25 protein-coding genes are annotated in these 25,830 nt (G+C 72.5%); 6 read left to right on the top strand and 19 right to left on the bottom strand.

The window, feature by feature from the left end; translation table 11 throughout:
- Nucleotides 1–75: 75 nt before the first annotated feature.
- From ACQY0Z_RS04865 to ACQY0Z_RS04835, 7 genes are all read right to left on the bottom strand, one after another.
- Nucleotides 76–468 carry a hypothetical protein gene (locus tag ACQY0Z_RS04865; RefSeq protein WP_439811877.1) on the bottom strand — a complete coding sequence of 131 codons (393 nt, stop codon included), beginning with the start codon at nt 466–468 and terminating at the stop codon, nt 76–78.
- Nucleotides 469–598: 130 nt separating this feature from the next.
- On the bottom strand, nt 599–2,068 hold the full coding sequence (locus tag ACQY0Z_RS04860; RefSeq protein ID WP_439811876.1) for a PLP-dependent aminotransferase family protein: 1,470 nt from the start codon (nt 2,066–2,068) through the stop codon (nt 599–601).
- 14 nt (nt 2,069–2,082) lie between these two features.
- Complete coding sequence (locus ACQY0Z_RS04855; RefSeq protein WP_254586925.1) at nt 2,083–2,811, bottom strand: B3/B4 domain-containing protein; 729 nt, start codon at nt 2,809–2,811, stop codon at nt 2,083–2,085.
- A complete protein-coding gene (locus ACQY0Z_RS04850; protein ID WP_189906140.1) occupies nt 2,811–3,416 on the bottom strand; it encodes a LysE family translocator in 606 nt (201 codons plus the stop codon). The genes ACQY0Z_RS04855 and ACQY0Z_RS04850 overlap by 1 nt, the downstream gene beginning before the upstream one ends.
- Nucleotides 3,417–3,516: 100 nt before the next feature.
- A complete protein-coding gene (locus ACQY0Z_RS04845) occupies nt 3,517–4,476 on the bottom strand; it encodes a D-2-hydroxyacid dehydrogenase family protein (protein ID WP_439811875.1) in 960 nt (319 codons plus the stop codon).
- Nucleotides 4,477–4,510: 34 nt separating this feature from the next.
- Nucleotides 4,511–5,278, bottom strand: a complete 768-nt coding sequence (locus tag ACQY0Z_RS04840) for an alpha/beta fold hydrolase (protein ID WP_347225343.1) — start codon at nt 5,276–5,278, stop codon at nt 4,511–4,513.
- A gap of 67 nt (nt 5,279–5,345) precedes the next feature.
- Nucleotides 5,346–6,722, bottom strand: a complete 1,377-nt coding sequence (locus ACQY0Z_RS04835) for an FAD-binding oxidoreductase (RefSeq protein ID WP_439811874.1) — start codon at nt 6,720–6,722, stop codon at nt 5,346–5,348.
- Between the two features lie 241 nt (nt 6,723–6,963).
- Between ACQY0Z_RS04835 and hemB the strand changes: the two genes are divergently transcribed.
- Entirely contained in the window at nt 6,964–7,956 is a 993-nt protein-coding gene (hemB, locus tag ACQY0Z_RS04830) for a porphobilinogen synthase (protein WP_254586929.1), read from the top strand.
- Nucleotides 7,957–8,053: 97 nt separating this feature from the next.
- Here hemB and ACQY0Z_RS04825 read toward each other — a convergent pair whose 3' ends face one another.
- Nucleotides 8,054–8,803, bottom strand: coding sequence for a DUF4232 domain-containing protein (locus tag ACQY0Z_RS04825; RefSeq protein WP_254586930.1), 750 nt, complete (start codon nt 8,801–8,803; stop codon nt 8,054–8,056).
- Between the two features lie 213 nt (nt 8,804–9,016).
- On the opposite strand from ACQY0Z_RS04825, the gene ACQY0Z_RS04820 reads away from it, so the two are divergent.
- Together ACQY0Z_RS04820 and ACQY0Z_RS04815 are read left to right on the top strand one after the other, a co-directional pair.
- A complete protein-coding gene (locus ACQY0Z_RS04820; RefSeq protein ID WP_439811873.1) occupies nt 9,017–10,369 on the top strand; it encodes a helix-turn-helix domain-containing protein in 1,353 nt (450 codons plus the stop codon).
- Nucleotides 10,370–10,478: 109 nt separating this feature from the next.
- Entirely contained in the window at nt 10,479–11,705 is a 1,227-nt protein-coding gene (locus ACQY0Z_RS04815; RefSeq protein ID WP_439811872.1) for a PLP-dependent aminotransferase family protein, read from the top strand.
- A 22-nt stretch (nt 11,706–11,727) separates the two neighbouring features.
- Here ACQY0Z_RS04815 and ACQY0Z_RS04810 read toward each other — a convergent pair whose 3' ends face one another.
- The gene (locus tag ACQY0Z_RS04810) at nt 11,728–12,564 is read right to left on the bottom strand and encodes a helix-turn-helix domain-containing protein (RefSeq protein WP_347225339.1); all 837 of its coding nucleotides are present in this window, start codon (nt 12,562–12,564) and stop codon (nt 11,728–11,730) included.
- Entirely contained in the window at nt 12,561–13,331 is a 771-nt protein-coding gene (locus ACQY0Z_RS04805) for a peptidoglycan-binding protein (protein ID WP_189906122.1), read from the bottom strand. The genes ACQY0Z_RS04810 and ACQY0Z_RS04805 overlap by 4 nt, the downstream gene beginning before the upstream one ends.
- A gap of 285 nt (nt 13,332–13,616) precedes the next feature.
- Here ACQY0Z_RS04805 and ACQY0Z_RS04800 point away from each other — a divergent pair, with 285 nt between their 5' ends.
- Complete coding sequence (locus ACQY0Z_RS04800; RefSeq protein WP_254587186.1) at nt 13,617–14,000, top strand: peptidase inhibitor family I36 protein; 384 nt, start codon at nt 13,617–13,619, stop codon at nt 13,998–14,000.
- A 93-nt stretch (nt 14,001–14,093) separates the two neighbouring features.
- On the opposite strand, the gene argS is transcribed toward ACQY0Z_RS04800, so the two are convergent.
- Nucleotides 14,094–15,851 (bottom strand): arginine--tRNA ligase, encoded by a 1,758-nt coding sequence (gene argS, locus ACQY0Z_RS04795; RefSeq protein WP_189906118.1) that lies wholly within the window; start codon nt 15,849–15,851, stop codon nt 14,094–14,096.
- A gap of 243 nt (nt 15,852–16,094) precedes the next feature.
- Here argS and lysS point away from each other — a divergent pair, with 243 nt between their 5' ends.
- Nucleotides 16,095–17,861 (top strand): lysine--tRNA ligase, encoded by a 1,767-nt coding sequence (gene lysS / locus ACQY0Z_RS04790; protein WP_439811871.1) that lies wholly within the window; start codon nt 16,095–16,097, stop codon nt 17,859–17,861.
- A 310-nt stretch (nt 17,862–18,171) separates the two neighbouring features.
- On the opposite strand, the gene ACQY0Z_RS04785 is transcribed toward lysS, so the two are convergent.
- From ACQY0Z_RS04785 to ACQY0Z_RS04775, 3 genes are all read right to left on the bottom strand, one after another.
- Entirely contained in the window at nt 18,172–19,431 is a 1,260-nt protein-coding gene (locus ACQY0Z_RS04785) for a DUF2637 domain-containing protein (RefSeq protein ID WP_189906114.1), read from the bottom strand.
- 101 nt (nt 19,432–19,532) lie between these two features.
- The gene (locus ACQY0Z_RS04780; protein WP_254587185.1) at nt 19,533–20,360 is read right to left on the bottom strand and encodes a DUF3558 family protein; all 828 of its coding nucleotides are present in this window, start codon (nt 20,358–20,360) and stop codon (nt 19,533–19,535) included.
- 133 nt (nt 20,361–20,493) lie between these two features.
- Nucleotides 20,494–21,327: a DUF3558 domain-containing protein gene (locus ACQY0Z_RS04775; RefSeq protein ID WP_381724398.1), complete on the bottom strand. Its 834-nt coding sequence runs from the start codon at nt 21,325–21,327 to the stop codon at nt 20,494–20,496.
- Nucleotides 21,328–21,543: 216 nt separating this feature from the next.
- Between ACQY0Z_RS04775 and ACQY0Z_RS04770 the strand changes: the two genes are divergently transcribed.
- On the top strand, nt 21,544–22,737 hold the full coding sequence (locus ACQY0Z_RS04770; protein ID WP_254587183.1) for an RtcB family protein: 1,194 nt from the start codon (nt 21,544–21,546) through the stop codon (nt 22,735–22,737).
- Between the two features lie 45 nt (nt 22,738–22,782).
- Here the strand turns inward: ACQY0Z_RS04770 and ACQY0Z_RS04765 are convergent, their stop codons facing one another.
- The 5 genes from ACQY0Z_RS04765 to ACQY0Z_RS04745 all read right to left on the bottom strand — a co-directional run bounded on the left by ACQY0Z_RS04765 (nt 22,783) and on the right by ACQY0Z_RS04745 (nt 25,825).
- Nucleotides 22,783–23,616: an LAGLIDADG family homing endonuclease gene (locus ACQY0Z_RS04765; protein WP_439811870.1), complete on the bottom strand. Its 834-nt coding sequence runs from the start codon at nt 23,614–23,616 to the stop codon at nt 22,783–22,785.
- Between the two features lie 175 nt (nt 23,617–23,791).
- Nucleotides 23,792–24,355 carry a dihydrofolate reductase family protein gene (locus ACQY0Z_RS04760; protein WP_254587181.1) on the bottom strand — a complete coding sequence of 188 codons (564 nt, stop codon included), beginning with the start codon at nt 24,353–24,355 and terminating at the stop codon, nt 23,792–23,794.
- Between the two features lie 50 nt (nt 24,356–24,405).
- Entirely contained in the window at nt 24,406–24,594 is a 189-nt protein-coding gene (locus ACQY0Z_RS04755; RefSeq protein WP_189906104.1) for a hypothetical protein, read from the bottom strand.
- Complete coding sequence (locus ACQY0Z_RS04750) at nt 24,591–25,370, bottom strand: SDR family NAD(P)-dependent oxidoreductase (protein WP_347225331.1); 780 nt, start codon at nt 25,368–25,370, stop codon at nt 24,591–24,593. Before ACQY0Z_RS04750 ends, ACQY0Z_RS04755 begins: the two co-directional genes overlap by 4 nt.
- Nucleotides 25,371–25,489: 119 nt before the next feature.
- Nucleotides 25,490–25,825 carry a YnfA family protein gene (locus tag ACQY0Z_RS04745; protein WP_026244069.1) on the bottom strand — a complete coding sequence of 112 codons (336 nt, stop codon included), beginning with the start codon at nt 25,823–25,825 and terminating at the stop codon, nt 25,490–25,492.
- Nucleotides 25,826–25,830 lie beyond the last annotated feature (5 nt).

Here is a 25,830-nt window from a genome sequence, read left to right as displayed (position 1 = left end):
GGCTGCCCTGCCGGGGCGCGCCAAAGGCTGACCGACGGATCATAGCGGGTCCGGGCCGGCTCCCGGACCCGGTTCTCAGATCAGGCCGACCGACACCAGACCGCCCGTCGCGGCGACCGTGGCGGCGAGACCTCGCAGGCCCGGGGTGACGGCCTTGCGGCCGCCCCGCGTGGACAGACGCAGTACGGCGTTCGCGGTGAACGCGGGGAGCAGCACGCCGAACATCGCGACCGTGGCGAGCGCGTCGAGGGTCGGTTCGACGGACGTCGTGAGGGCGCCGACCGCCATCGCCGCCGCGGCGGTCCCGTACAGCGCCGCCGGTACGAAGGTGAGGTCCTCCCGCGGGTGCGGGGCGGGACCGCGTCCCTTGGTGTGGGCCCGGTGACGTCGCTCGGTGCCGACCCGCGCCGACACCATGACGACCACCTCGACCGCCAGGACGACCACGGCGATGTGCTCGATCGACACAGCGTTCCCCTGTCCTGCCGTTGCTCCTGGGTCAATACGCTCCCGTTCGTACTTTCGACCGTACGTACCCGTCGGCGGCCGGTGAAGCAACGTGAGCCGATCCGGAGGCTTTTCATCTGAGCGCCGAGGTTCAGGCCAGAGTGCGCAGCGCCTTGCCCAGCAGGGCCACACCCTCGGTGAGAGTGCCGGGCGGGTCGGCCGCGTACCCGATGACCAGGCCGGGGCGGCCGGGGAGCTGCCGGTGCCAGGAGAGCGGGTGGCACTTGACGCCCAAGGCCAGCGCGGCAGCCGCCAGTTCGGTGTCGGGGACGTCCGGCGCGTACGTGACCGTCAGATGCAGTCCCGCCGCCGCGCCGTGCACGACCGCGCCCGGAAGGTGGGCGCGGACGGCGGCGATCACCGCGTCCCGCCGGCGGACGTGCCGGGGGCGCAGCAGCCGCAGATGCCGCTCCAGGCGGCCCGTCTCCATCAGGCGGGCCAGGACGAGCTGCGGCAGCACCGCGCTGCCCAGGTCGGTGAAGCGTTTCGCGTCGGTCAGCGCCTCCAGGTGGTGCCGGGGCGGGAGCAGCCAGCCGATGCGCAGGGCGGGGGCCAGCAGTTTGGAGACGCTGCCCATGTAGCAGAGGCGGTCGGTGAGCTGGGAGCGCAGCGCGGGGACCGGCGGGCGGTCGTAGCGGTGCTCGGCGTCGTAGTCGTCCTCCAGGATCAGACCGCCGTCCGCCGCCCACCGCAGCAGCTCGCGGCGGCGCTCCCCGCTGGTCACCACGCCGGTCGGGAACTGGTGGGCCGGTGTGAGGAGGACGGCGGGGGCGCCCGTGGCGCGCAGCGCGGTGACGTCCGGGCCGTGCGCGTCCACCGGGACGGGCGGGGTGGACAGACCGCCGTGCGCCAGGTGCTGGCGGGTGCCGAGCGAACCGGGCTCCTCCACCGCGACCGCCGTGATCCCGTCCGCGCGCAGCACCGGGTGCAGCAGGGTGAGCGCCTGGGCGATGCCCGCGACGATCAGGACGCCGTCCGGGTCGACCGCTATGCCCCGGCCGCGCGCCAGCCAGTCGGCGACCGCGCGGCGCAGACGCGGCGCGCCTCTCGGGTCGCCGTATCCGAGGTCCGCGCTGGACAGTTCGGCGAGCACGGCCCGTTCGGCGCGCAGCCAGGCCGCGCGGGGGAAGGCGGACAGGTCCGGGCGGCCCGGGGTGAGGTCGATCCGGGCGTCGGCGTCGCGCAGCGCGTCGAAAGCGCGGGGGTCGGGAGCACCCATGAACGGACTTGCGCGCAAAGGGCGTTGAGCGCGAGGCGGCAGGGACGGCGGGGGCGCCGCGACCACGATCGTGCCTCCGCGCCGGCGTCCCTCGACGTGACCGTCCTCCGCGAGCCTGCGGTACGCCTCGGTCACCACACCCCGCGAGACGCGCAGTTCGGCGGCGAGCAGACGGGTGGCCGGGAGTCTGCTGCCCACGGTCAGGCGGCGGTCGGTGATCGCCTGCCGCAACTGCCGCGCGAGCCAGTCGGCCTTGCCGTCCGCGGGGACGTCGTCAGCGCGTAGGTGCAGGAAGTCCGAGCCGTGCGCCGTGGCGCCGTCCCTGTCGGTCACCGGATTCATGATGCCATGCACGGCTACCGCACGCGGGCGTGGTCGTCGAGCCTGAACTCCGGGTCCGCGTCGGTGAGCAGAGCGGTCACGGGCGTGACCGGCCACAGGGCGGCCAGCTCCTTCTCCAGGGTCTCCAGCGTCCGCGCGACCGTGTCCTCCCCGCCCTCGTGCATCGCCTCCGCCACCACGAGGATCCGGCGTGTGCCCTCCCGCACCGCCGAGTGGCCGCTCTGCCGGTTCGTCCAGCGGCGGGCGTGCGCGCGCCCGGCCGAGTCGGCGTATGTCACCTCGCCGGGGGCCGGGTGCTCGGTGCGGCCGTCGAACGTCGTGTACTCCTCGTCGCCGCGCGCGGGCCGCACCTCCAGCAGCGGGCCGGTGATCCGGTCCGCGTCGAGCACCGCGACCGGCACGGCGTACGCCACCGAGACCGCGTTGCACAGGTCGACGACCGGGTGGATGCGGGGCAGGGCGCCCTCCTTGCGCAGGCGGCGCAGCAGGGACTCGGAGGCGCAGCGGTACCGCGTCGGACGCAATCCCATGCGGGCGAACGTCCGCCGCCATGCCAGCACTTCGGGGAACCCGCTCTCGGGGCCGCCGGCCAGCCGGGCGAGGGCGCGGACGGTGTACTCCGCGACACGCGCCGCCACGCGCGCCTCGACGTCCGCCGTGCCGTCCACGCCCGTGGCGTGCAGCGCGCCCGTCGCCAGGCCCGGATGGGCGGACCGGACCGCCTCAGCGTGTCGGAAGATCATCAGGCCACCGCCATCCGCGCGCTCAGCCCCACGAAGCTCGCCGTGAAGACGGCCCGCAGGCCCGTGGTGATCCGGGGGTGGGCCAGCAGCCGGTCCCGTACGGCCGCCGCGCACACCCCGTACGCGGCGAAGACCACGAACGTCAGCGCCATGAAGACCCCGCCGAGCTGGAGCATCAGGCCGAGGGAGCCGGAGGAGCCGGCCGGGACGAACTGGGGGAGGAAGGCGACGAAGAACAGCATCGGCTTCGGGTTCAGGACGTTGATCAGCACGGCGGTCGTGATCACGTGGAGCGCGGGGCGCGGCTCCGGCTCCGGGCGGACGGTGAACGCCTCCTTGTCGCGGAGCATCGCCCACGCCATGTACAGCAGGTAGGCCACGCCCGCGTACTTCACGACCGCGTAGGCGAGCGGGCTGGAGGCGAGCAGGGCGGCGAGGCCCGTGACGGACGCCAGCAGATGGGGCACGACGGCGACCGTGCAGCCGAACGCGGCCACCAGGCCCGCGCGCCGGCCGTGGGAGAGACCGGCGGCGAGCGTGTAGACCACGCCGGTGCCGGGGGTGACCACCACGGCCAGGGCGGCCAGCAGGAACGCGAGACTCAAGAGAACCTCCGGGGATCGTCGGGTTCTCCAGCCTGGTGGCGTCATGGACCGGTGGACAGGGCCAAAGAGGGACCGTCCGACCGGTCCACAACCAGTTCCCCTAGTGAAGCCTGCGGACCGGCGTCCCCGACAGGTACGCCGCGATGTCCTCGACCGCCTCCGTGTAGTACGTGCGGTAGTTGAGCTCGGAGACGTAGCCGAGGTGCGGGGTGGCCAGGAGGCGGGGCGCCGTGCGCAGGGGGTGGTCGGCGGGGAGCGGCTCGGTGTCGAAGACGTCCACCGCCGCGCCCGCGATCGTGCCCTCGTGCAGCGCGGTGAGCAGGGCGTCCTGGTCGACGAGGCCGGCGCGGGAGGTGTTGACCAGGTAGGCGGCCGGCTGCATCAGGGCCAGTTCGGGCGCGCCCAGCAGGCCCTGGGTGGTGTCGCCGAGGACCAGGTGCAGGGAGACGAAGTCGCTGGTGCGCAGCAACTCCTCCTTGGACGACGCCAGTTCCACGCCCACCTCGTCCGTGCGTTCCTTCGTGAGGTGGGGGCTCCACGCCGTGACCTCCATGCCGAAGGCGAGGCCCACCCTCGCCACCCGGCCGCCGATCTTGCCGAGGCCGATCAGGCCGAGACGGCGGCCGTGCAGGTCGGCGCCGACCGTCGACTGCCAAGGGCCGTTCGCACGGAAGGAGTTGTACTCGGTGACCAGGCCCCGGGCGAGCCCGAGCAGCAGCGCCCAGGTCAGTTCAACCGGCGGGGTGGGGAAGCTGCGGGTGCCGCAGACGGTGACGCCGTTGCGTTCGGCGGCCGCGTGGTCGATGACCGAGTTGCGCATGCCGGACGCGACGATCAGCTTCAGCCGGGGGAGCCGGTCCAGCAGCGAGGCGGGGAACGGGACACGCTCGCGGAGGGTCACCACGATGTCGAAGTCGGCCAGTACGGCGGCCAGTTCGTCCTCGTCGGCGATGTGCTCGCGGAACGCGGTCACGTCCACCCGGTCCCGTACGGGACCCCAGTCGGCGAGCGTGGTGGAGACGCCCTGGAAGTCGTCCAGCACGGCACAGCGCAGTCGCATGTCGGCGGTCCCCCCGGCGGGTCGGGATGAAAGGTCAGGCGGCAAGGGCCTCGGCCGTCGCGCGGGCGAAGGCCTCCGGGTTGTCCAGCATGACGCAGTGCCCGCAGTCCGGGACCGCGACCACGCGGACGCCCGCCGCCTCCAGCTCCTCCGAGCCCGGGAAGGGACCGTCCGGCTCCGGGTACAGGAAGGTGCGCGGAACCGGCAGGTCCAGCAGCAGCTTCCGCATCGTCGGCGTTGTGGCGCGGACCAGGTGCACGGCGCTGCGGTACAGGGCCTCCCGGCCCGTCAGGCGCATCGTCGCCCACCATGCCTCGCCCGCCCGGTCGCGCACCTCCTGCCAGCCGCCCGCGAGGAACTCCTCCTCGCTGTACGACGCGATGTCCCGGCTGCCGTAGGCGCCCCGCTCCGGCGTCAGCGGGTCCAGGTTGGCGTCGACGAGGACCAGCCGCGCCACCAGCTCCGGGTGGCGGGCGGCCAGGACGACGGCGACCGCGCCGCCCATGCTGTGCGCGACCACGTCGGCGGCGGTGACCCCCGCGGTGCGCAGTGCGGCGGCGAGCGTGTCCGCGTGGTCCTCCAGCGTGTAGGAGAACGAGGTGGGCCGGTCGCTGTGGCCGTGGCCGAGCAGATCGATCAGCAGGGAGCGGTGCCCGGCAAGCAGCGGGTGGACGGCGCTCTCCGCGAAGTACAGCGGCGAGGTGGCGCCGAGCCCGTGCACGTAGACGCGGACCGGGTCCTTGCCCGGCAGTTCGGCCCAGCGGATCTGGTCGCCCTCGGTCGTCACGGTGGCGCTGTGCACGGTCGTCGCCCTCTCTGTCGCGCTGTCGCGGAAGACGAGCACCGTATCCGACGAGGGGATGGCCGGCTCAGGGGGTGTGGCCGAAGCGCAGCAGGTCCGCGGGGTCGTGGGTCTGCTTGAGGTGCAGCAGGTCGGCGTGGATCTCCGGGGTCCAGGCGCGGGCCCGGTCGGCGGTGTCGCCGGGGGCGCCGTGGATGTTCACGAGGGTGCGGCCGGTGCCGTACGGGGTCATCGCGGTGCGGAGGGCGGCCGTGGCGTGCTCGACGGCCTCCGCGTCGGACGGGGACGCGACGATCGCGACCGACTCCAGGAGGTGTTCGGCGTCCCGCGCGCACACCATGTCCGGGACGGCCGCGGGACGGGACAGGGCGCCGCCCATGTGCCGGAGCTCCACCAGCAGCAGTGGGCATTGGGGCACGTCGGGGCCGACCTGGTCGAGGAACGTCCGGATCGCCACCGGCGTCAGCTCGTGCAGCAGCAGGCTCGACTCCCGTACGGGGAACGGGTCCTGCGGCTCCGTGTGGACGCGGTCCACCTCCGTGCACGGCATGACCTCCACCGTGTCGACGGCCACCGGGGCGGCCTCCCGCACCGGCGCCAGCAGCTCCTCGCCCTCGGCCGGGTCACCGGGCCAGGCGATGGCGACCCGCGCCCAGAAGCGGCCCCGCAACGGCTCCGGGACCTGCGGGACCGGCGGCAGCCGCAGCAGCGCGAACGACGAGCACATCTCCTCCGGCACCGTGCGGATCCACCCGGTCCAGGCCGTCAGCACGGCCGCCGCGTGCTCGCCGGGGAACCAGACGGCGCCGCCCAGCAGGGTCCGCAGCGGCAGCAGTTCCGTCTCCATGGACGTCACCACGCCGACGGCGTGCTTGCCGCCGCGCAGCGCCCGGAACAGCTCGGGCTCGTGCCCGGCGTCCGTCTCGTGGAGCGTGCCGTCGGGGGTGGCGACGTGGAAGGAGCGGACCAGGTCGGAGCCGTACCCGTACGCGCGGCCCAGGACGGGGAGGCCGCCGCCCACCGTGTAGCCGACGGCGCCCACGTCGGTGGAGGTGCCGCACAGGGCCGCGAGACCGTGCGGGGCGGCCTCCGCCAGCACGTCACCCCAGCGTGCGCCGGCCTCGACGGTCGCGGTACGCCGGGCGGGGTCGACCTGGACGCCGGTCATGCGCCTGGTGCTGATCAACAGGCCACTGTCGACGGGGTAGTTGGCGCCGTGGCCGGTCGCCTGCACGGCGACGGGGGTCCCGGTGGCGGACGCCCAGCGCAGGGCGGCCACCACGTCGTCGGCGCCGGCCGCACCGACCACCACGTCGGGGGTGTGCGGGGCGGCCAGGTTGAAGCCGGTGACCTCCTCCGCGTAACCGTCGTCGCCGGGGCGCAGCACCGGGCCGCGGATGTCCGACAGGGCGAACAGGTCGGGAGTCTGGTGCAGGGTGGCCATGGCGATCTCCGCGGGGGCCGGTACCGAGGTTGTACGGATGGGACGGCGGCGGGCCGGGTCCACCGGCGGCCCCGGCGCCTGCCGTCCGGGCCCTTCCTCCAGGATGGTCCCGGTGCGGGGGAGCCGCACGGCGGGGCGGCCGGGGGTCCGTGTCGTACGGGTCGTGCGCCGGTCGTACGCCCGCTTTGCGCCGACTCCGCGTCGGCAAAGGCACGGGCGGGGCGGGCGTAGCGTAGGTGGTATGACGACGTACGGATCCTTCCCCGGCACGCGCCCGCGGCGTCTGCGCACCTCCCCGGTGATGCGGCGCATGGTCGCCGAGACCCGCCTGCACCCCGCCGACCTCATCCTCCCGGCCTTCGTGCGCGAGGGCGTCTCCGAGCCGGTGCCGATCTCGTCGATGCCGGGTGTCGTGCAGCACACCCGCGACAGCCTGAAGAAGGCCGCCGCCGAGGCCGTCGCCGCCGGGATCTCCGGGATCATGCTGTTCGGCGTGCCGGAGGAGTCCAAGAAGGACGGCGTGGGCACCGCCGGCACCGATCCGGACGGCATCCTCCAGGTCGCCCTGCGGGACGTCCGCGCGGAGGTCGGCGACGACCTGCTCGTCATGTCCGACCTGTGCCTCGACGAGTTCACCGACCACGGCCACTGCGGCGTCCTCGACGACCAGGGCCGCGTCGACAACGACGCCACCCTCGAGCGGTACGCCGAGATGGCGCAGGTCCAGGCCGACGCGGGCGCCCATGTGGTCGGTCCGAGCGGCATGATGGACGGGCAGATCGGCGTCATCCGCGACGCCCTCGACCAGATCGGCCGGGACGACGTCGCTATCCTCGCGTACACCGCGAAGTACGCCTCCGCCTTCTACGGCCCCTTCCGGGAGGCCGTCGGCTCCTCGCTCCAGGGCGACCGCCGCACCTACCAGCAGGACCCGGCCAACCTCCGCGAGTCGATGCGCGAGCTGGAGCTCGACCTGGAGGAGGGCGCCGACATGGTCATGGTCAAGCCGGCCGGCCCCTACCTGGACGTCCTCGCCAAGGTCGCGGACGCGGTGGACGTGCCCGTCGTGGCGTACCAGATCTCCGGCGAGTACGCGATGATCGAGGCCGCCGCCGAGAAGGGCTGGATCGACCGCGACAAGGCGATCCTCGAGTCCCTCACCGGCATCCGCCGCGCGGGGGCGCGCAACATCCTCACCTACTGGGCCACCGAGGTCGCCCTCACCCTGCGCTGACCCGCGCTTCCTCCGGGCCCAGAGCCGTCTCGCACGCCCGCGGGCGGGTGCACCCGCTGTCGCAGGTGAACCCGCCCGTCGTGGACGTGCCCGCGGCTCAGTACGTGAGCGCCTCGTCCATCGAGTACTGCCAGTACGTCACCGTCAGGCTGCTGTCGTAGTACACGCCGTCGGCCGGCAGGGACGGGATCGCGGCGGGGCCGCCGTCGCTGTTCGGGGTGCGGCCCTGGAAGCCGACGGTGAGCTTCTTGCCGGTGGCGCCGCCCGTGCCGCTGCCGTCGGCGGCCGACAGCAGGACACCCGCGTACGCCGACTCACCCGGGGCCAGCGTGACCACGGCCTGCGGCTTGGACGCCTCGACCGGCTGCGGCACCCACTGCATCTCGTCGAACCGCAGCACCGGGTAGTAGGTCAGGTCGCAGTTCTTCGAACCGGTGTTCTTCACCGTGATCACCATGTGGTTCACGGGGCGGGAGACCGGCGCGGCGCTGACGGAGGTGTTCGAGCCGTTGCAGGGGTTGAACGCCGCCGGGCCGTCGTCGGAGCCGCCCGAACCGGAGCCCTTGCCGGCCGAGGAGCCCTGGCCGCTCGAGGAGCCCTTGCCGCTGTCGCCGGAGCCGGCCGCGTCCCCGCCGGACCCGTTCGCGGTGGAGCCGTTCCCCTTGTCGCCCGAGGCGGCCCCCTCCTTGGGCGCCTGCGAGGAGCTGCCGGAGGGCGCCGACGCGACCGGCTGCGAGGCGGACCCGCCCTCGTCGCGGGTGCCGGTGCCGTCCTGGCAGGCGGTCAGCGCGAGGGAGGCGACGGCGACACCGGCGGCGGCGAGGAGCTGGAGGCGAGAGGTGCGCATGGCGAATTCCTTGTCATCGGACGGGACTTGGCGCAGCCGCTCGACCGGTCGGCGGGAGCGGCGTGCTTGGATGACCAGAGCGTGCGGCGTGATCCGTCCCGGCCGCCACCGTCGACGGGACTTCCGGGACGCTGGAACGCTCACACCGCGCTGACCTGGGGGAACGGCCGTCCCCTGGAACGGTGGAACGGGACACGGGGGAGTGGAGGAACGGTGTCGGAACAGACGGCGGCGGCGGATTTCGCCGCGCTGCTGCGCGAGTTGAAGGACCGGTCGGGGCTCAGCTACGGGGTGCTCGCCAAGCGGCTGCACATGAGTACGTCGACCCTGCACCGGTACTGCAACGGGGACGCGGTGCCGGCCGACTACGCCCCGGTGGAGCGGCTGGCCCGGCTGTGCAAGGCGCGCTCCGAGGAACTCGTCGAGCTGCACCGGCGGTGGGTGCTGGCGGACGCGGTGCGGGGACAGCGGAAGCCGGCCGCTGTCGCCGGGACGCCTTCGGTGGAGGAGGGTGCGGATACCGGGCCCGGGGAGACGGCCGCCGCTGACGCGCCCCCGGCGGAGGAACCCTCCGCAGCCCCGGTTGGCCCAACGATTACCAGCCCTGTGCAGGAGGCCCCCGAGGCCGGGACCACGGACCCCGCCCCCTCCCGCCGCCGTACCCGTACCGTCGTCCTCGCGGGCATCGCGGTCGCCGCCGTGGCCGCCGGGGTCACCTTCGCCGTCGGGCTGCCGGGCGGAGGCGGCTCGGACGGTGACGCCGGCGCCGGACGGCACCGCCCGGTCGGCGCGGCCGGGGTGACCGCGGAGGAGAGCACCACCACGCCCGCCTCGCCGACGTCCTCCTCCAGCGCCTCCCCGTCCACCTCCGCCAAGGAGAAGAGCCCCACCAGGACGCCCGCCGGCTCCGCGCCCGCCGACGCCCCGGAGGGCGAGAAGCGGAAGAGCGGTGTGCCGGTCACGGTGCGGGCGGAACCGTACGCGTGGGAGAGCCCCTGCTCGCAGCGGTACCTCGTCGACAAGCCCGCGAGCGAGATGAAGCCGCCGCCGCTGGAGGAGGGCGCTCCGGCCTGGGTGGCGGCGCACGGCGCGGTGTCCTCGGGGCAGCAGTACCTGCGGCTCACCGTGCAGGGCACCGGCCCCGAGACGGTCGTCGTCGACGGCCTGACCGTGCGGGTCGCGGGCAAGCGGGCGCCGCTCGCCTGGAACGACTACGCCATGGCCTACCCCGGCGTGGGCTGCGGAGGCGGCGTCCAGACGCGGGCGTTCGCCGTCTCCCTGGACTCGGCGCGCCCGTCCCTCGCCCCCGAACCGGGCAACGACGACTTCCCGTTCAAGGTCAGCGAGTCCGACCCGGAGGTGTACTACATCACCGCCTCCGTCAGCTCGTACGACGTCGACTGGTACCTGGAGCTGAAGTGGTCCAGCGGCGACCGCAGCGGCACGCTCACCGTCGACGACCAGGGCCGGCCCTTCCGCACCAGCGGCAACAAGGGGCGTCCTGCGTACGAGTTCCCGATCGGCGGCGACGGGTGGGTGCCGGAGGGGACGACGAAGCTGGAGTAGGGCGGTTTTCGGGGCGGGCGTCCGGATCGCGGAAAGGCGCGTGTAGAAGGCACAGGCTTTTCTAGGCTGCGGGGACGCCCCGTCACCCAGTCAGCCCCCGGAGCCCCGCATGACCGTCACCGAGCCGCCCGCCGCCCCTGCCCCGGCCAACGCCTCCGCTCCCGCCCCGCCCCTCGCCGCGCGGGCCTCGGCGGTCGGCGGCTCGCCCGTCCGGGACATCCTGGCCGTCACCGCCCGCCCCGAGGTGATCAACTTCGCGGGCGGTCTCCCGGCGCCGGAACTGTTCGACGCGGACGGGATCGCGGAGGCGTACCGCGCGGTGTTCGCCGAGATGCCCGCGCGGGCGCTGCAGTACTCCACGACCGAGGGTGAACCGGCGCTGCGGGCCGCGCTCGCCGAACGCGCCTGCGCGCGGGGGCTGGTGACCTCGCCCGACGACCTGCTCGTCACCACCGGTTCCCAGCAGGCGCTGTCCCTCCTCGCCGCGGCGCTGATCGAGCCCGGCGACACCGTGCTGGTCGAAGACCCCTGTTATCTCGCGGCGCTTCAGTCCTTCGGGCTCGCCGGGGCGCGGATCGTCGCGGTGCCCGGCGACGAACACGGCCTGGACCCGGCGGCATTGGAGGAGCTGGTGGTCCGCGAGCGGCCCAAGCTGCTCTACACCGTGCCCACGTTCCAGAACCCCACCGGCCGCACCCTCCCCGCCGCCCGCCGGGCCGCCGTCGCCGAGGTCGCCGCGCGGCGCGGACTGTGGATCGTCGAGGACGACCCGTACGGCGAACTGCGGTACGAGGGCGAACGGGTGCCGTGGATCGCCGCCCACCCGGGCGCCGAGGACCGCACGGTGCTGCTGGGCAGCCTCTCCAAGATCATGGCGCCCGGGCTGCGGCTGGGCTGGCTGCGCGCGCCGGAGGGGATCCGCCGCGCCTGCGCCGTCGCCAAGCAGGCCGCCGACCTGCACACCCCGACCGTCAACCAGCTCGCCGCCGCCCGCTATCTCGCCGACCGCGACCTGGACGCCCACGTCCGCCGCGTGGCCGGCGTCTACGGCGAGCGCCGGGACGCCATGCTGGCCGGCCTCCCCGACGCGCTCCCCGCCGGCTCGGTCTGGACGCGTCCCGAGGGCGGCATGTTCCTCTGGGTGCGCCTGCCGTCCTCGTACGACACCACGGCCCTGCTGCCCGAGGTGGTCCGGCACGACGTGGCGTACGTCCCCGGCGCCCCCTTCCACGCGGGCGAACCCGACCGCTCCACCCTCCGCCTGTGCTTCGTCACGCAGACGCCGGAGGAGATCGCGGAGGGGTTGCGGAGGCTGGGGGCGGCGCTGCGGGACTGACTTCTCAAGCCCGGTGAGCCGGTCAGCGCACCGTGGCCTCGAAGCACTCCCGCCTCCTCTCGCCATGCGCAGGGTGGAAGCAGGCCCGGACGACCGTGCCGGGGGCCGTCTCCGCCATCGGCGTGTAGACGTACGCCCGCGCGTCCAGGGCGTCCGTCACCTCGGCGGAACGGGGCGGGCCGGGGGCGACCAGCTCGATGCGGTCGCCGATCTCGGTGGCCCACATCCGCGCCCAGCTCGTCCCGCACCGGGAGCTGTGCCGCAGCTCCAGGCGGGCGCCGGCCGCCGTGCGGTAGGTGGTGAGGGTGTCCGGGCGGACCCCGCACAGCATGTTGAAAGGGTCCTTGCCCGCGCAGGACGCGCCCCGGCAGCGGGGCGGCGGGACGACGGTCGCCCCCGGGGAGGCGGTCGCCCGGACCGACTCCTCCCGCCTCCCGTCGTCCGTCAGCAGCACGATCGCGGCGACGACCGAGGCCAGCACCGCCAGCACGGCCGCGACCGCCACCGCGACGCGCAACGTCCGATTCCGGTTCATCCCTTCGGGTGGCGGCGGAGCGGACGCCTCCCGCTCGGGTTCCGCGCGGGACGGCGCGTCCGCCGGGGCGTGGGCGGCGCGCCCGCTGCCCGCCGCCTCCGCGATCTCCCACAGCGCGAGACAGCGCGCGTCCGGTTCGCCCGCCAGTTGGCACAGCGCCCGCACGGCGTCCCGGGGCGGCAGGGTGTCGCCCTTGAGATAACGCCCCCAGGAGGACTTGCTGAACGGGGTGCGCTCCTCCAGACCCGTCAGGCTCAGCCCCGTGCGCTGCCGCACCTCCCGCAGGGCGGCGGCCAGTTCGGCCCGTTCCGGTGGGGGCGTCATCCGCGCAGGGCTCCCCAGGTGTGCGGGCCGACGATGCCGTCCTCCACCAGACCGGCCTCCCGCTGGAACCGCAGGACGGCCCGCTCGGTCCTCGGCCCGTAGATGCCGTCGATGTCCCCCGGCGGGAACCCGGCCCGCCGCAGCAGACACTGCGCCTCCGCGACCTGCGCCCCCGCCTGCCCGGTCGCCAGGATCGCGTCCTGCGTCCGGCTCAGCCCCGCGAACCACTGCCCGCCGACCCGCTCGACCCGGCAGCTGTACGACGGGACCGTGGGCGGCGCCGCGGCGCCGGCCGGTGCGGCCGACGACACCGCCGGGGGCCGCGCCCGGCCCTCGTCGTCCCCGGCGAACCGCGCCACGAGCAGTGCGGCCGACGCGGCGACCAGGACGAGCGCGACGACGCCGGTGACGATCACGGCCCGCGCGGGCCTGTGGCGGGCCGGCGCTTCCGGGGTCACCGGGGGCGGGGTGCTGTCGGCGTCGTCCGTGTCCGCGGGCTGTCCCGCGCAGGCCGCCGACGCGACCTCCCACAGGGCCAGCAGACGCGTCGGGTCCTCCCCGGCGACCGCCGCGACCGCCTCGACGGCCTCCTTCGGCGGCAGCGACCTGCCGCCCAGGTACCGCTCCCAGGACGACGTGCTGTACCCCGTCTTCGCGGCCAGCTGCCGCATGCTCAGCCCGCTGTGGTCCTTCAGGCGGCGCAGGCTCACCACCAGATGCCGTGCCCTCGGATCGAGCTCCGAGGGCAGTGCTTTCCAACGCGACATCATTTCCCCCGATCGCGTGTGCGGGTTCTCCCCGTTCGCATTCTGCAACAACGGCGGCCGCGCGCACGGGACTTCGGGTGCGGCCCCGCACCGATCCGGCCATGGCGTCCCGCCGTCCCGCCGGACCGTCCCACGGATGTGGGAAACCGCAGGTCAGAGGCTGGGATGTCCCGCGGTGACGTCACTTCGCCGGCAACCGTGGCGGCCGTCGGCGGGCGTCCGCCAGTCTCGGTGACGAGCCGGCCCACCGGGTCGGCGCCCATCGCGTTTCGAAGGGGGAACGACATGACCATCACCCGCAAGCTCGCCGTCCTGGCCACGGGGGTCGCGATGACCGGAGGCCTGCTGGCCGGCACCGCCGGGAGCGCCGGCGCCGCCCCGGCCGCGCCGTCGGCCGCGAGCGACTGTCCGTCGGGCTGGTTCTGCGTCTGGTCCGGTCAGAACTACACCGGCCGCATGCAGAAGGTCGCCGGCACGAACAAGGACCTGACCCAGTTCGTGGTCTTCCAGAACTTCAAGTCCTGGTACAACCACGGCAAGTCCTGCGACTTCAAGTGGTACTCGGCGAAGAACCACGGCGGCTCCAGCGGGATCGTCCCGCGCGGCTACAAGGAGACCGGGAGCGTCTCCCGCTACATCAAGTCCAACACCTGGGTGAACTGCCGCTGACCCACGGCGCCCACGGGGGCCCTGACACGACCGCGGCCCGTCCTCTCCCCCCGAGGGAGCGGACGGGCCGTGTGCCGTAGGGGCCGGAGCGCGTCAGAGGCGCTCGGGCGTCCTGATGCCCAGCAGGGACATGCCCTTGGTCAGCGTGCGGGCCGTGAGGTCGCACAGGAACAGCCGGTTCTCCACCTGCTCGGGCGACTCCGCCTTCAGCACCGGGCACTTGTCGTAGAACGTCGTGTACAGCGACGCCAGCTGGTACAGGTACGCCGTCAGCTTGTGCGGCGCGTACTCCGCCGCCGCCTCGAACACCGTGTCCCCGAACGCGTCCAGGTGCAGCCCCAGCGCCCGCTCCGCCTCGTGCAGCTCCAGCTCCGGGTGCGCGGCAGGGCGTACGTCGCCGGCCTTCCGCAGGATCGACCGGATACGGGCGTAGGCGTACTGCAGGTACACCGAGGTGTCGCCGTTCAGCGAGACCATCTGGTCCAGGTCGAACTTGTAGTCGCGGGTCGGCGACGTCGACAGGTCCGCGTACTTCACGGCGCCGATGCCGACCTGCGCGGCCCGCTCCTGGATCTCCTCCTCGGTGAGGTCCTTCGCCTTCTCCCGGACGACCTCGGCGGCCCGCTGCACGGCCTCGTCCAGCAGGTCCTTCAGCCGGACGGTCTCGCCCTCACGGGTCTTGAACGGCTTGCCGTCCGCGCCCAGCACCGTGCCGAAGCCGATGTGGTGCGCGGTGACGTCGTCGTTCAGCCAGCCGGCCCGGCGGGCGGTCTCGAAGACCATCTTGAAGTGCAGCGACTGCCGCACGTCCACCACGTACAGCAGGGTGTCGGCGTGCAGGTCGAAGACCCGGTTGCGGATCGCGGTGAGGTCGGAGGCCGCGTAGCCGAAGCCGCCGTCGGCCTTCTGCACGATCAGCGGGACCGGCTTGTCGTCCTTGCCGCGGATGTCGTCGAAGAACACCACCAGCGCGCCCTCGGAGCGCTCGGCGACGCCCATCTCCTCCAGCAGCCGCGCCGTCTCGGGCATGCCCTCGTTGTACGCGGACTCGCCGACGATCTCGTCGTCGCGGATCTCCATGTCGAGCTTGTCGAAGACCGAGTTGAAGTAGACCTTCGACTCGTCCACGAACTGCTGCCACAGCTCGAGGGTCTCCTTGTCGCCGGACTGCAGGGCGACGACCCGCTTGCGCGCCCGCTCCTTGAACGCCTCGTCGGCGTCGAAGACGGCCCGGGAGGCCTTGTAGATCCGGTTGAGGTTCGACATGGCCTGATCGCCGTCGACCTCGGAGGGCGGGGCCAGCTCGCCCGGGTGCTCCATCAGGTACTGGATGAGCATGCCGAACTGGGTGCCCCAGTCGCCGATGTGGTGCCGGCCGATCGTCTTCTCACCGGTGAAGTCGAGCATGCCGCGCAGGGCGTCGCCGATCACCGCGGACCGCAGATGGCCGACGTGCATCTCCTTGGCCACGTTCGGCTGGGCGTAGTCGATCACCGTGATGCCCGGGTTCTCGGCGAGGGGCACGCCGAGGCGGCCCGTCCCGTCCGCGTACCGCGCGGCCAGGTTCTCCAGGACCGCCCGGTCGGCGATCGTGATGTTGAGGAAGCCGGGGCCGGACACCTCGACGTCCTTGATCACGTCACCGGTGGTGATGTGGGAGACGACCTCCGTGGCCAGGTCCCGCGGGTTGGCCTTGGCCTTCTTCGCCAGCGCGAGGATCCCGTTGGCCTGGAAGTCCGCCCGGTCGCTGCGTCGCAGCAGCGGGTCCGCGGACGTCTCCGGCCGGGTGGCGGAGAGGGCGGACGTGAGCTGCTTGCTGACGAGATCGGTGAGCGATGTGACCGAGGCCATGGAGTGGGTGCCGTTCTCCTCGTGGGTTCAGATAGACACGGCCAGTATCCCATGGGGGGTAAAGCGGTTTTTCCGTGCGCGGGGGCGCGGAGGCGTCGCCGAAGGCCCCCCCGGGCCGTGCCCGGGTCGCGTCCGGGCCGTCCCCGGGCCGGTGAAAAGGCGTTTTCGCGGTGGCCGGGGGAGCTGGGAGAATGGCACGGTCAGCCGTGCGACCGTACCGGCTGCCCGAGCAGAAAGAAGGACGTGCCGATCGTGGCTCAGAGCACCGAGACCACCGACTGGGTCTCCCGTTTCGCGGATGAGGTCATCGAGGAGTCGGAGCGTCGGGCCCCGGGCGCGAAAACATCAGGCGCTGACGCGCCGGTGGTCGTCGTCGCGTCCGGGCTGTCCCCCTCCGGCCCCATCCACCTGGGCAACCTGCGCGAGGTCATGACCCCGCACCTGGTCGCCGACGAGATCCGCCGCCGCGGGTACCAGGTGCGCCACCTGATCTCCTGGGACGACTACGACCGCTACCGCAAGGTGCCGGCCGGCGTCCCCGGCGTGGACGAGTCCTGGGCCGAGCACATCGGCAAGCCGCTGACCTCCGTCCCCGCCCCGAAGGGCTCCCCGCACCCGAACTGGGCCGAGCACTTCAAGGCCGCGATGATCGAGTCGCTGGCCGAGCTGGGCGTGGAGTTCGACGGGATCAGCCAGACGCAGCAGTACACCTCCGGCGCCTACCGCGAGCAGATCCTGCACGCCATGAAGCACCGCGGCGACATCGACGCGATCCTCGCGCAGTACCGCACCAAGAAGGCCCCGGCGAAGAAGCAGCAGCAGAAGCCGGTCGACGAGGCGGAGCTGGAGGCCGCCGAGGGCTCCGGCGCCGCCGCCGAGGACGACGGCAGCTCCGGCTCCGCCGGGTACTTCCCGTACAAGCCGTACTGCGGCAACTGCGAGAAGGACCTCACCACGGTCACGTCGTACGACGACGACTCCACCGAGCTGACCTACTCCTGCACCGCCTGCGGCTTCTCGGAGACGGTCCGGCTCAACGAGTTCAACCGCGGCAAGCTGGTGTGGAAGGTCGACTGGCCGATGCGCTGGGCCTACGAGGGCGTGATCTTCGAGCCCAGCGGCGTGGACCACTCCTCGCCCGGCTCGTCGTTCCAGGTCGGCGGGCAGATCGTCGGGATCTTCGGCGGCAGGCAGCCGATCGGCCCGATGTACGCCTTCGTCGGCATCAGCGGCATGGCGAAGATGTCGTCGTCCAAGGGCGGCGTGCCCACCCCGGCGGACGCCCTGAAGATCATGGAGCCGCAGCTCCTGCGCTGGCTGTACGCCCGCCGCAAGCCCAACCAGTCCTTCAAGGTCGCCTTCGACCAGGAGATCCAGCGCCTCTACGACGAGTGGGACCGCCTCGAGGCCAAGGTCGCCGACGGCACCGCGCTGCCCGCCGACGCCGCCGCGCACTCCCGCGCGGTGCGCACGGCGAGCGGCGAGCTGCCGCGCACGCCCCGCCCGCTGCCCTACCGCACGCTGGCCTCCGTCGCCGACATCACCGCCGGCCACGAGGACCAGGCGCTGCGCATCCTCAGCGACCTCGACCCGTCGAACCCGCTGACCTCCCTCGACGAGGCCCGCCCGCGCTACGACAAGGCCGAGGCGTGGATCAACACCCACGTCCCCGCCGACCAGCGCACCATCGTCCGCGACGAGCCCGACACGGAGCTGCTGAAGTCGCTGGACGAGCAGGCGCGGGAGTCTCTGCGGCTCCTCCTCGACGGCCTCGCCGACAACTGGTCCCTGGACGGCCTGACCCACCTCGTCTACGGCGTCCCGAAGGTCCAGGCCGGCTTCTCCGCCGACGCCACGCCCAAGGAGCTCCCCCCGGAGATCAAGACCGCCCAGCGGTCCTTCTTCGCCCTCCTCTACCGGCTCCTGGTCAGCCGCGACACGGGTCCGCGCCTGCCGACGCTGCTGCTGGCGGTGGGGCAGGAGCGGGTGCGGCACCTGCTCGGCGCGTAAGGCGCACACGCACGACGGAGGGGCGCCCGGTCACCGTCACCGGGCGCCCCTCCGTCGTCGACGGCGGCTGCGTCAGCGGACAGGGCGAAGCCGGCGAACGACATGGGCGATCCCGAAGGCACGGATGGGATCCAGCTGCCCAGGAGCCGGCTGGACAAGGCCGTCGCCGCCACGGCCGGATGGCCACAGCCATGCGACGGTACGGACGTGAGCACGAAGCGGTGCCCTTCTGGCCGGCGCGGGACGAGCGTCACAACGCGAGGGGCCCGGATCATCAGGGCCCCTCCTCGTGTCCGTACGCGTGCGCCGGTCAGGCGATGTGGTCCTCCTCCAGTTCCGCTGCGTGGCGGGCCTGGAAGCGTTCGGTGAGGTCCTTCAGGGCGCTCGGGCTCAGCGTCACCCCGTAGGTCGCCTCGATGTTGTCGCCGAGGACGCGCGGGGTCGGGTAGCTGCCGTCTATCGACTGCCGGAAGACCTGGTAGAAGTCGTCCTCGCCCGGCTCCGCGACGGGAGCCGCGCCGCCCTCGCCCAGTTCGCGGGTGCGGCCGCCCGGGATGACCGGGATGGGGAACGTGCCGGTCTCCTCCGGGGCGGGCTCCTGGAGGGGCGGCTCCTCCTGGTACTGGTCCTCGTACTGCTCCGCCTGGCGCTGCTCGGCCATCCAGCGGGCGTACTCGTCCGGGTCGAACTCGGGGTCGTAGCCGCCGTGGTACTCCACGGACTGCGGGTCGCGGGCGTGCAGCCAGGGGTTGGACGGTTCCTCGTCCCTGCGGTCCGGTTCCAGCTCCAGGCGCTGCTCGCCGGACGGCACCTGGGCCATGCCTGCGGGACGACTGCCCGCGGCTGCGGTCATGTCCGGCGCCGGCGGTATCAGCGCCGGTTCTATGCCCGCCGCCGCCAGACCCGCCGGGGCCGTGTCCGCGAGGGGGACGCCGTACTTGGCGAGGCGGAGCGGCATCAGGGACTCCACCGGGGCCTTGCGGCGCCAGGCGCGGCCGAAGCGGGAGCGCAGGCGGGCCTGGTAGACCAGCCGCTCCTGCTCCAGCTTGATCACCTGCTCGTAGGAACGCAGCTCCCACAGCTTCATCCGCCGCCACAACAGGAACGTCGGCACCGGCGACAGCAGCCAGCGGGTGAGCCGGACGCCCTCCATGTGCTTGTCGGCGGTGATGTCGGCGATCCGGCCGATCGCGTGCCGGGCGGCCTCCACGGACACCACGAACAGCACGGGGATCACACCGTGCATGCCCACACCGAGCGGATCCGGCCAGGCCGCCGCGCCGTTGAAGGCGATCGTGGCCGCCGTCAGCAGCCACGCCGTCTGCCGCAGCAGCGGGAACGGGATGCGGATCCACGTCAGCAGCAGGTCCAGCGCCAGCAGGACGCAGATGCCCGCGTCGATGCCGATCGGAAAGACGTAACTGAAGTCGCCGAAGCCCTTCTTCAGGGCCAGCTCACGGACCGCCGCGTACGAACCGGCGAAGCCGATCCCGGCGATGACGACGGCACCGGAGACGACCACGCCGATGAGAACCCGGTGCGTCCGTGTCAGCTGAATGGGCGCGGCCACCCGTACTCCCCTCCCAGTGCGTGTTGTTGCGCGCAACAGAGTGGCACATGTGTGCGGAGGACGGGTGGCCGGTTCTGGTTCAGCTTCTGTCGTCAGCCGGTTCAGTTCTCGGCGGAGGCCGACGCCGAGGGCGCCTTCGAGGCCGGCGCGGACGGCTTGCCCGACGCCGCGGCCGACGGCGAACCGCTCGCCGCACCCGGGCCGTTGGCCTTCGTCACGGACAGCACCGCCTCCCGGGCGGCCTTCTTCGCGTCCGCCATCAGCGCGTCGGCGTCCGGCGTCTTGTCGCCCGCCAGGCCCGCACCGTTGTAGTCGAGGGTGACGACCACGTTCTCCACCCGCGCCACGACCGTCTGCTGCTTGAAGGTGCCCTCGTCCTTCTTCAGGTCGTACCGCACCGCGGTCGCCTCGTCGCCCGTGCCGGCCACCGGCTGCGCGCTCACGCTCCGCGCGCCCGGCGTCGCCCGGACGTCGCGCACCTGCTTGTCGTAGTACTCCTGCGCCAGCTTCTCGCCCGGGCCGCGCGTGGTGTCCGACTCGAAGCGCAGCAGCGACACGTTCAGCCAGCGGAACTGCGAGCCCTTCACGCCGTTGTTGTCCAGGCTGCTCCAGGAGCAGCTCGCCCGCGAGGCCACGTCGTCGGAGCTGCCCTCCTTGCCGGACTTCGCCTTCGGCGCCAGGTCCTTGAGGGTCTTCTTGCTCAGCACGCCGCACGCCTCGGGCAGCGTCCGGTACGCCGCCGCCCGCACGGTCGGGGACGGGCTGGCCGACGCGGAGGCGCTCGCCGCCTTGTCACCGCCGTCGTCGGACCCGGAGTCCGAGGAGCAGCCGGTCGCGACCAGCATCACGGGGACGGCTGCCGCGCAGACAAGGACGCGGGTCAGGCGCTTGGCTCGCTCGGGCTGCTCTCGCTGTGCTCGTCGCTGCATGGTTCCTTCACTCATGACGCTCGTGTTCCCTGCGGTCGGAACGGTGTCCGAGGGGTCACGGTACGCGCCTCGTCACCCGGACGGCCGTACTTCGCGGGCTTCGCGGAGAGCGTGGAGGGGCGGTGAACGAGGGTCAGCCGCCCAGCGAGTCGGACAGCTCGGCGGCCAGTTTCCGGGCCCTGTCCTGCATTTCCTTGCTGTCCGGCACAGCTCCGACGGTCACCGGCTGCTCCGCGTACTCGATGGTCACGATGACGTTGGACGTGCGGAACGCCACAGTCACGGTGCGCTCCTGGACGGTCGATCCGGAGCGGTCGAGCGCGTCGTCGAGGAACGCCTCGTCGCCCAGGTCCTCCAGGACGCGCGGCTGGAGGTCGGACGGGGCGACGGACGGCGACGCGGTGGACGAGGGCGAGGCGGGCGAGCCCGACGCCGACGCGGAACCGCCCGGGTCCGCCGGGCCGGTGGACGCGCCGGAGCCCGTCGGGGACGGGGAGCCGGAGCCCGTCACCGTCGGCACGGGAAGCTGCGCCGCCGTCCGCTTCCGGGCGAACAGCTCCTCGGCCTGGGCGTCGTCGCTGACCGCGTTGTCGTAGGAGACGACCCGTTCGAAGTCCACCAGCAGCCGGTCGGTCGCCGCGAGGGACTCCACCTTCCAGCGGCAGCCCACCTTGCGGTCGGTGTCGTACGTGAGCGTCGCCTCGCCCGCGTACGCCTTCTCCCGCTGCTGCTCGTCCGTCAACCCCGTGAGCCCGGGCAGGAGTTCCTCCAGCGTGCGGTCGCCGACGGCGCCGCAGGGCTCGGGAAGGGTGGCGTACCGGCCGGGCTGGGCCGCCTGGGTCGCCGTGCCGGCGCTGCCCGGGTTGGAGTCGTCCGCCTGCCCGCCGCCGTCCGGGCTGCCCGTGCAGCCGGCCAGTACGGCCGCGAGGAGCGCGGCGACGCCGGGTCCGTACGCCTTCCGCTGCACGGTCCAGGTCCTCTCGACGGTGGGTGCGGGCCGCGGCCCGCCGGATCCTTCCAGTGTCCCCGCTGGTTAATCGCTTGCCGCAGGGGGGAGCCGTTCGCAGACAATGTGTATCGCACGCACTGCCGCGGACGCCGGTCCGTCATCCCTTTTCATCGACCTTGGCGCCGGTTTTGCGTTTCGCTACTTCTGTTGTGTTTCCGGGGGAATGAGGACGTCATGTCGTACGTGGAGATACCGGGCGCGAAGGTGCCGATCCGGATGTGGACGGACCCGACGACGGTCGAGGAGGGCGCGCTCCAGCAGCTCCGGAACGTCGCCACCCTGCCGTGGATCAAGGGCCTGGCCGTGATGCCGGACGTCCACTACGGCAAGGGCGCGACGGTCGGCTCGGTCATCGCGATGCGGGGCGCGGTGTGCCCGGCGGCGGTGGGCGTGGACATCGGCTGCGGCATGTCGGCGGTGAAGACGTCCCTGACGGCGAACGACCTGCCGGGTGATCTGTCCCGGCTGCGCTCGAAGATCGAGCAGGCGATCCCGGTGGGCCGGGGCATGCACGACGACCCGGTGGACCCCGGGAAGTTCCATGGACTGGCCACCGCCGGGTGGGACGATTTCTGGAAGCGGTTCGACCGGGTGGCGGAGGCGGTGCATTTTCGCAAGGGCCGGGCGGCTACCCAGATGGGAACCCTTGGCCAGGGGAATCATTTCGTTGAGGTGTGTACCGATACGTCTGGTTCCGTCTGGCTCATGCTCCACTCCGGTTCCCGCAACATCGGCAAGGAGCTCGCCGAGCACCACATCGGCGTCGCGCAGAAGCTCCCGCACAACCAGAACCTGGTCGACCGGGACCTCGCGGTCTTCGTCGCGGACACCCCGCAGATGGCGGCGTACCGCAACGACCTGTTCTGGGCGCAGGAGTACGCCAAGTACAACCGGTCGATCATGATGGCGCTCCTGAAGGACGTGGTCCGCAAGGAGTTCAAGAAGGCGCAGCCCACCTTCGAGCAGGAGATCAGCGCGCACCACAACTACGTGGCGGAGGAGCGCTACGACGGTATGGACCTGCTCGTCACCCGCAAGGGCGCGATCCGCGCGGGCTCCGGCGAGTACGGGATCATCCCGGGCTCGATGGGCACCGGCTCGTACATCGTGAAGGGTCTCGGGAACGCGGCGTCCTTCAACTCCGCGTCGCACGGCGCGGGCCGGCGCATGAGCCGCAACGCGGCGAAGCGGCGGTTCACGGCGAAGGACCTGGAGGAGCAGACCCAGGGCGTGGAGTGCCGTAAGGACTCCGGCGTGGTGGACGAGATCCCGAGCGCCTACAAGCCGATCGAGCAGGTCATCGACCAGCAGCGCGACCTCGTGGAGGTCGTAGCGAAGCTGAAGCAGGTCGTCTGCGTCAAGGGCTGACGACAGTGGTCCCCGGCGATCCTGCCAGGGACCACTGTTATCTGTTCAATGATCGCTGGGCATCGGTACTTGCCCGGACCGGAGTCGCCACATACGGAGATTGCAGCTCTGTCGCGTCCTGCCGAGAACCTCGGCCGCGGCAGTAGGGCTGTTGAGCTGTAGCAGGATGCGGTCCTCCGTTGCCGTCCATCGGCGTGCCGTATAGGCGTTTCGCATGCCTGCGGGCCGCTCCCAGGTGGCGAATGAGTCGGCGGCGATCTGCTTCCGAGCCAGGGCCAGGCAGCCCGGGTAGTAGAGGTCGGCGGCCAGTCGCTGGCCCGCCTCCATCGTGACGATGACGTTGTAGATGCCGTCTCGGGCGTTCCGGTTGACCGTGCGCTGGACCCCGGTCACCTCTTGGGCGTACTCGCAGAAGTAGCGGGCGATGGCCGTGCTGGCCGTCGTGAGGGAGACGAAAGGAAACCCTCTGCTGGTATGACCCACGGACCCGTCGGCGTCGACGAGGCCCCTGAGGTAGTCCCGGCCGGAGAAACTGCCGCTTGGCGGGGCGATGGTGTCCGATTTTCGACCATAAGGGATGCCAGCGGCGTGCAGGATCGTCCTGGCCTCTAGGGAGCACAACGTCCATGTCGCCGACGTGTGCGTAATGGCGAAGTTGGTGGGCCTCGTGCGTTTGCTGACGCTGCTGCTGTAGGGCGTCAGGCGCTGGAACTCGCGTAGCAGGTCGATGTCCCGGGCGCTGATCTCGACGGTCAGCCTGCCCTTCTGTCCGACTTCTTGTGCCAGGTGTCCGTCGGCCTGCAGAAAGCCGAACATGTAGGCGTACTCGGGGACAGCGAGGTCCATGAACGGGTGAGGGATAGGCTCGTATGCAGCCATGAGGAAGCGCGCCTTCCTTGCTGGTCAGGCCCTCGCTGCGGACCGGCATCCGGGCGAGGGCCGTCGAGTTGATCGTCTGGCGCGAGCCTAGGTCGGCCGTTCGGCGGCCGTATGGGTGATCGACGAGGTTCACCCATGTGGGTCAACTCGGCGGGAGTCGGCGTTCCGGCCCCCGTCACCGCTTGACGCGATGGCGCAGGTACACCGTGTTCGGGGTGAGCGTGCGGGTCTCCACCAGGTCCAGGTGGACGCGGCGTTCGTCGTGGGGGAAGTAGCGGGTGCCTCCGCCGAGGAGGACCGGGTGGACCACCGTGCGGTACTCGTCGATCAGGTCCGCCGCGGCCGCCTCGGCGGCGAGGGTCGCGCCGCCGATCGCGATCTCGCCCTCGCCGGGTTCCTTCCGCAGCCGTGCGATCTCCTCGGCGACGCTGCCCGAGGCCAGGCGGGCGTTGCCCTTCACTTCCGTGAGCGTGCGGGAGAAGACCACCTTGGGGAGCGGGTTCCACACCTGGATCCACTCGCGTTCCGCGTCACCGAGTGACGGGTCGTCCGCGGCGGTCTCCCAGTAGAGCATCGTCTCGTAGAGCCGCCGGCCGAGCAGATGGACGCCGAGCTTCCGGGTCTCCTCGATCCAGAAGCGGAAGACGTCCTCCTCGGGCGCCGACCAGTCGAGGCCGCCGTCCGGCCCGGTGATGTAGCCGTCGAGCGAGATGCCCATCGCGTAGGTCACGTCGCGCATGGCCCGTCCTCCTCGGTGTCGGGGTCCCTCCGTACCCGTACAGGATGGCCCTACGGGGCGTGCTTCACCGCGTAGATCATCACGAACGCCACGATGTGGATGCCGAAGAGGAAGTACCCGAGGTAGAGCCAGACGTAGCGTTCGCGCTTCTTCTCCAGTTCGAGGCGACGCCGCTCGCCGTCCGTGGTCCCGCCGCTCTCCGGGGCCGCGCCCCCGGCCGTCCCGCCCTCCGTCGTCATCGTGCCTCCCGGTGGACCTTCGTGTTGGACGCCTGGGCGCGCGGGCGGACGACCAGGAGGTCGATGTTGACGTGCGGCGGCCGGGTCACGGCCCAGGCGATGGTGTCGGCCACGTCGTCCGCGGTGAGGGGCTCGGCGACGCCCGCGTAGACCTTGGCGGCCTTCTCCGCGTCGCCGCCGAACCGGGTGAGGGCGAACTCCTCCGTCTTCACCATCCCGGGCGCGATCTCGATCACCCGCACCGGGCGGCCGACGATCTCCAGGCGCAGGGTCTCGGCGAGGACGTGCGCGCCGTGCTTGGCGGCGACGTATCCCGCGCCGCCCTCGTAGGTGGCGTGTCCGGCGGTGGAGGAGACCACCACGACCGTGCCGTCGCCGCTCGCGTCGAGCTTGGGCAGCAGGGCCTGGGTGAGGTTGAGGGTGCCGATGACGTTGGTCTCGTACATCGTGCGCCAGTCCTGCGGGTCGCCGGTGGCGACGGGGTCCGCGCCGAGGGCGCCGCCCGCGTTGTTGACCAGGACGCCGACGGTGCGGAACGCGGTGGCGAACTCGTCGACGGCGGCGCGGTCGGTGACGTCGAGGGGGTACGCCGTCGCCGAGTGCCCGGCCGCGGTCAGTTCCTCGGCGAGCGCCTCGATGCGGTCCTTGCGGCGGGCGGTGAGGACGACCCGGTAGCCGGCCTCGGCGAGCCTGCGCGCGGTGGCGGCGCCGATCCCGCTGCTCGCGCCCGTGACGACGGCGATACGGGACGCGGCGGACGGTACGGCGGTGGCCATGGGCTGCTCCTCGGGCGGGCGGTGGCGGGGGTGGACGGTCGGCGCGTGCGGTACGGGCGCGCCCGGCCAGCATAGGCGGGGCGGATTCGGGCGCGGGCGGGCGCTCGTCAGGTGCCCGGTCAGCCGTTGCGCGGGGCCCACATGATGAGCGCCATGCCGGCCAGGCACACCAGCGCGCCGGCGATGTCCCAGCGGTCCGGGCGGTAGCCGTCGGCGACGACGCCCCACAGGATCGACCCGGCGACGAAGATGCCGCCGTACGCGGCGAGCACCCGGCCGAAGTGGGCGTCGGGCTGGAAGGTGGCGACGAAGCCGTACGCGCCGAGGGCGAGGACGCCGCCGGCCGCCCACATCCAGCCGCGGTGTTCGCGGACGCCCTGCCAGACCAGCCACGCGCCGCCGATCTCCAGGATCGCGGCGAGGACGAACAGGGCGGCGGAGCGGAGGATCAGCATGGCGG

It is taken from the genome of Streptomyces sp. P9-2 (assembly GCF_051903975.1).
Classification (GTDB): Bacteria; Actinomycetota; Actinomycetes; order Streptomycetales; family Streptomycetaceae; genus Streptomyces; species Streptomyces cellulosae.
This window is presented reverse-complemented; position numbering and strand designations above follow the sequence as displayed.

Excerpts from the sequence above, each read along its gene's own strand:
- ACQY0Z_RS04860 (WP_439811876.1), bottom strand. The coding sequence starts at position 2,068 with ATGAATCCGGTGACCGACAGGGACGGCGCCACGGCGCACGGCTCGGAC.
- ACQY0Z_RS04855 (WP_254586925.1), bottom strand. The coding sequence starts at position 2,811 with ATGATCTTCCGACACGCTGAGGCGGTCCGGTCCGCCCATCCGGGCCTG.
- ACQY0Z_RS04845 (WP_439811875.1), bottom strand. The coding sequence starts at position 4,476 with ATGCGACTGCGCTGTGCCGTGCTGGACGACTTCCAGGGCGTCTCCACC.
- ACQY0Z_RS04835 (WP_439811874.1), bottom strand. The coding sequence starts at position 6,722 with ATGGCCACCCTGCACCAGACTCCCGACCTGTTCGCCCTGTCGGACATC.
- hemB (WP_254586929.1), top strand. The coding sequence starts at position 6,964 with ATGACGACGTACGGATCCTTCCCCGGCACGCGCCCGCGGCGTCTGCGC.
- ACQY0Z_RS04825 (WP_254586930.1), bottom strand. The coding sequence starts at position 8,803 with ATGCGCACCTCTCGCCTCCAGCTCCTCGCCGCCGCCGGTGTCGCCGTC.
- ACQY0Z_RS04815 (WP_439811872.1), top strand. The coding sequence starts at position 10,479 with ATGACCGTCACCGAGCCGCCCGCCGCCCCTGCCCCGGCCAACGCCTCC.
- ACQY0Z_RS04810 (WP_347225339.1), bottom strand. The coding sequence starts at position 12,564 with ATGACGCCCCCACCGGAACGGGCCGAACTGGCCGCCGCCCTGCGGGAG.
- ACQY0Z_RS04805 (WP_189906122.1), bottom strand. The coding sequence starts at position 13,331 with ATGTCGCGTTGGAAAGCACTGCCCTCGGAGCTCGATCCGAGGGCACGG.
- ACQY0Z_RS04800 (WP_254587186.1), top strand. The coding sequence starts at position 13,617 with ATGACCATCACCCGCAAGCTCGCCGTCCTGGCCACGGGGGTCGCGATG.
- argS (WP_189906118.1), bottom strand. The coding sequence starts at position 15,851 with ATGGCCTCGGTCACATCGCTCACCGATCTCGTCAGCAAGCAGCTCACG.
- ACQY0Z_RS04780 (WP_254587185.1), bottom strand. The coding sequence starts at position 20,360 with ATGCAGCGACGAGCACAGCGAGAGCAGCCCGAGCGAGCCAAGCGCCTG.
- ACQY0Z_RS04770 (WP_254587183.1), top strand. The coding sequence starts at position 21,544 with ATGTCGTACGTGGAGATACCGGGCGCGAAGGTGCCGATCCGGATGTGG.
- ACQY0Z_RS04765 (WP_439811870.1), bottom strand. The coding sequence starts at position 23,616 with ATGGCTGCATACGAGCCTATCCCTCACCCGTTCATGGACCTCGCTGTC.
- ACQY0Z_RS04760 (WP_254587181.1), bottom strand. The coding sequence starts at position 24,355 with ATGCGCGACGTGACCTACGCGATGGGCATCTCGCTCGACGGCTACATC.
- ACQY0Z_RS04755 (WP_189906104.1), bottom strand. The coding sequence starts at position 24,594 with ATGACGACGGAGGGCGGGACGGCCGGGGGCGCGGCCCCGGAGAGCGGC.
- ACQY0Z_RS04750 (WP_347225331.1), bottom strand. The coding sequence starts at position 25,370 with ATGGCCACCGCCGTACCGTCCGCCGCGTCCCGTATCGCCGTCGTCACG.
- ACQY0Z_RS04745 (WP_026244069.1), bottom strand. The coding sequence starts at position 25,825 with ATGCTGATCCTCCGCTCCGCCGCCCTGTTCGTCCTCGCCGCGATCCTG.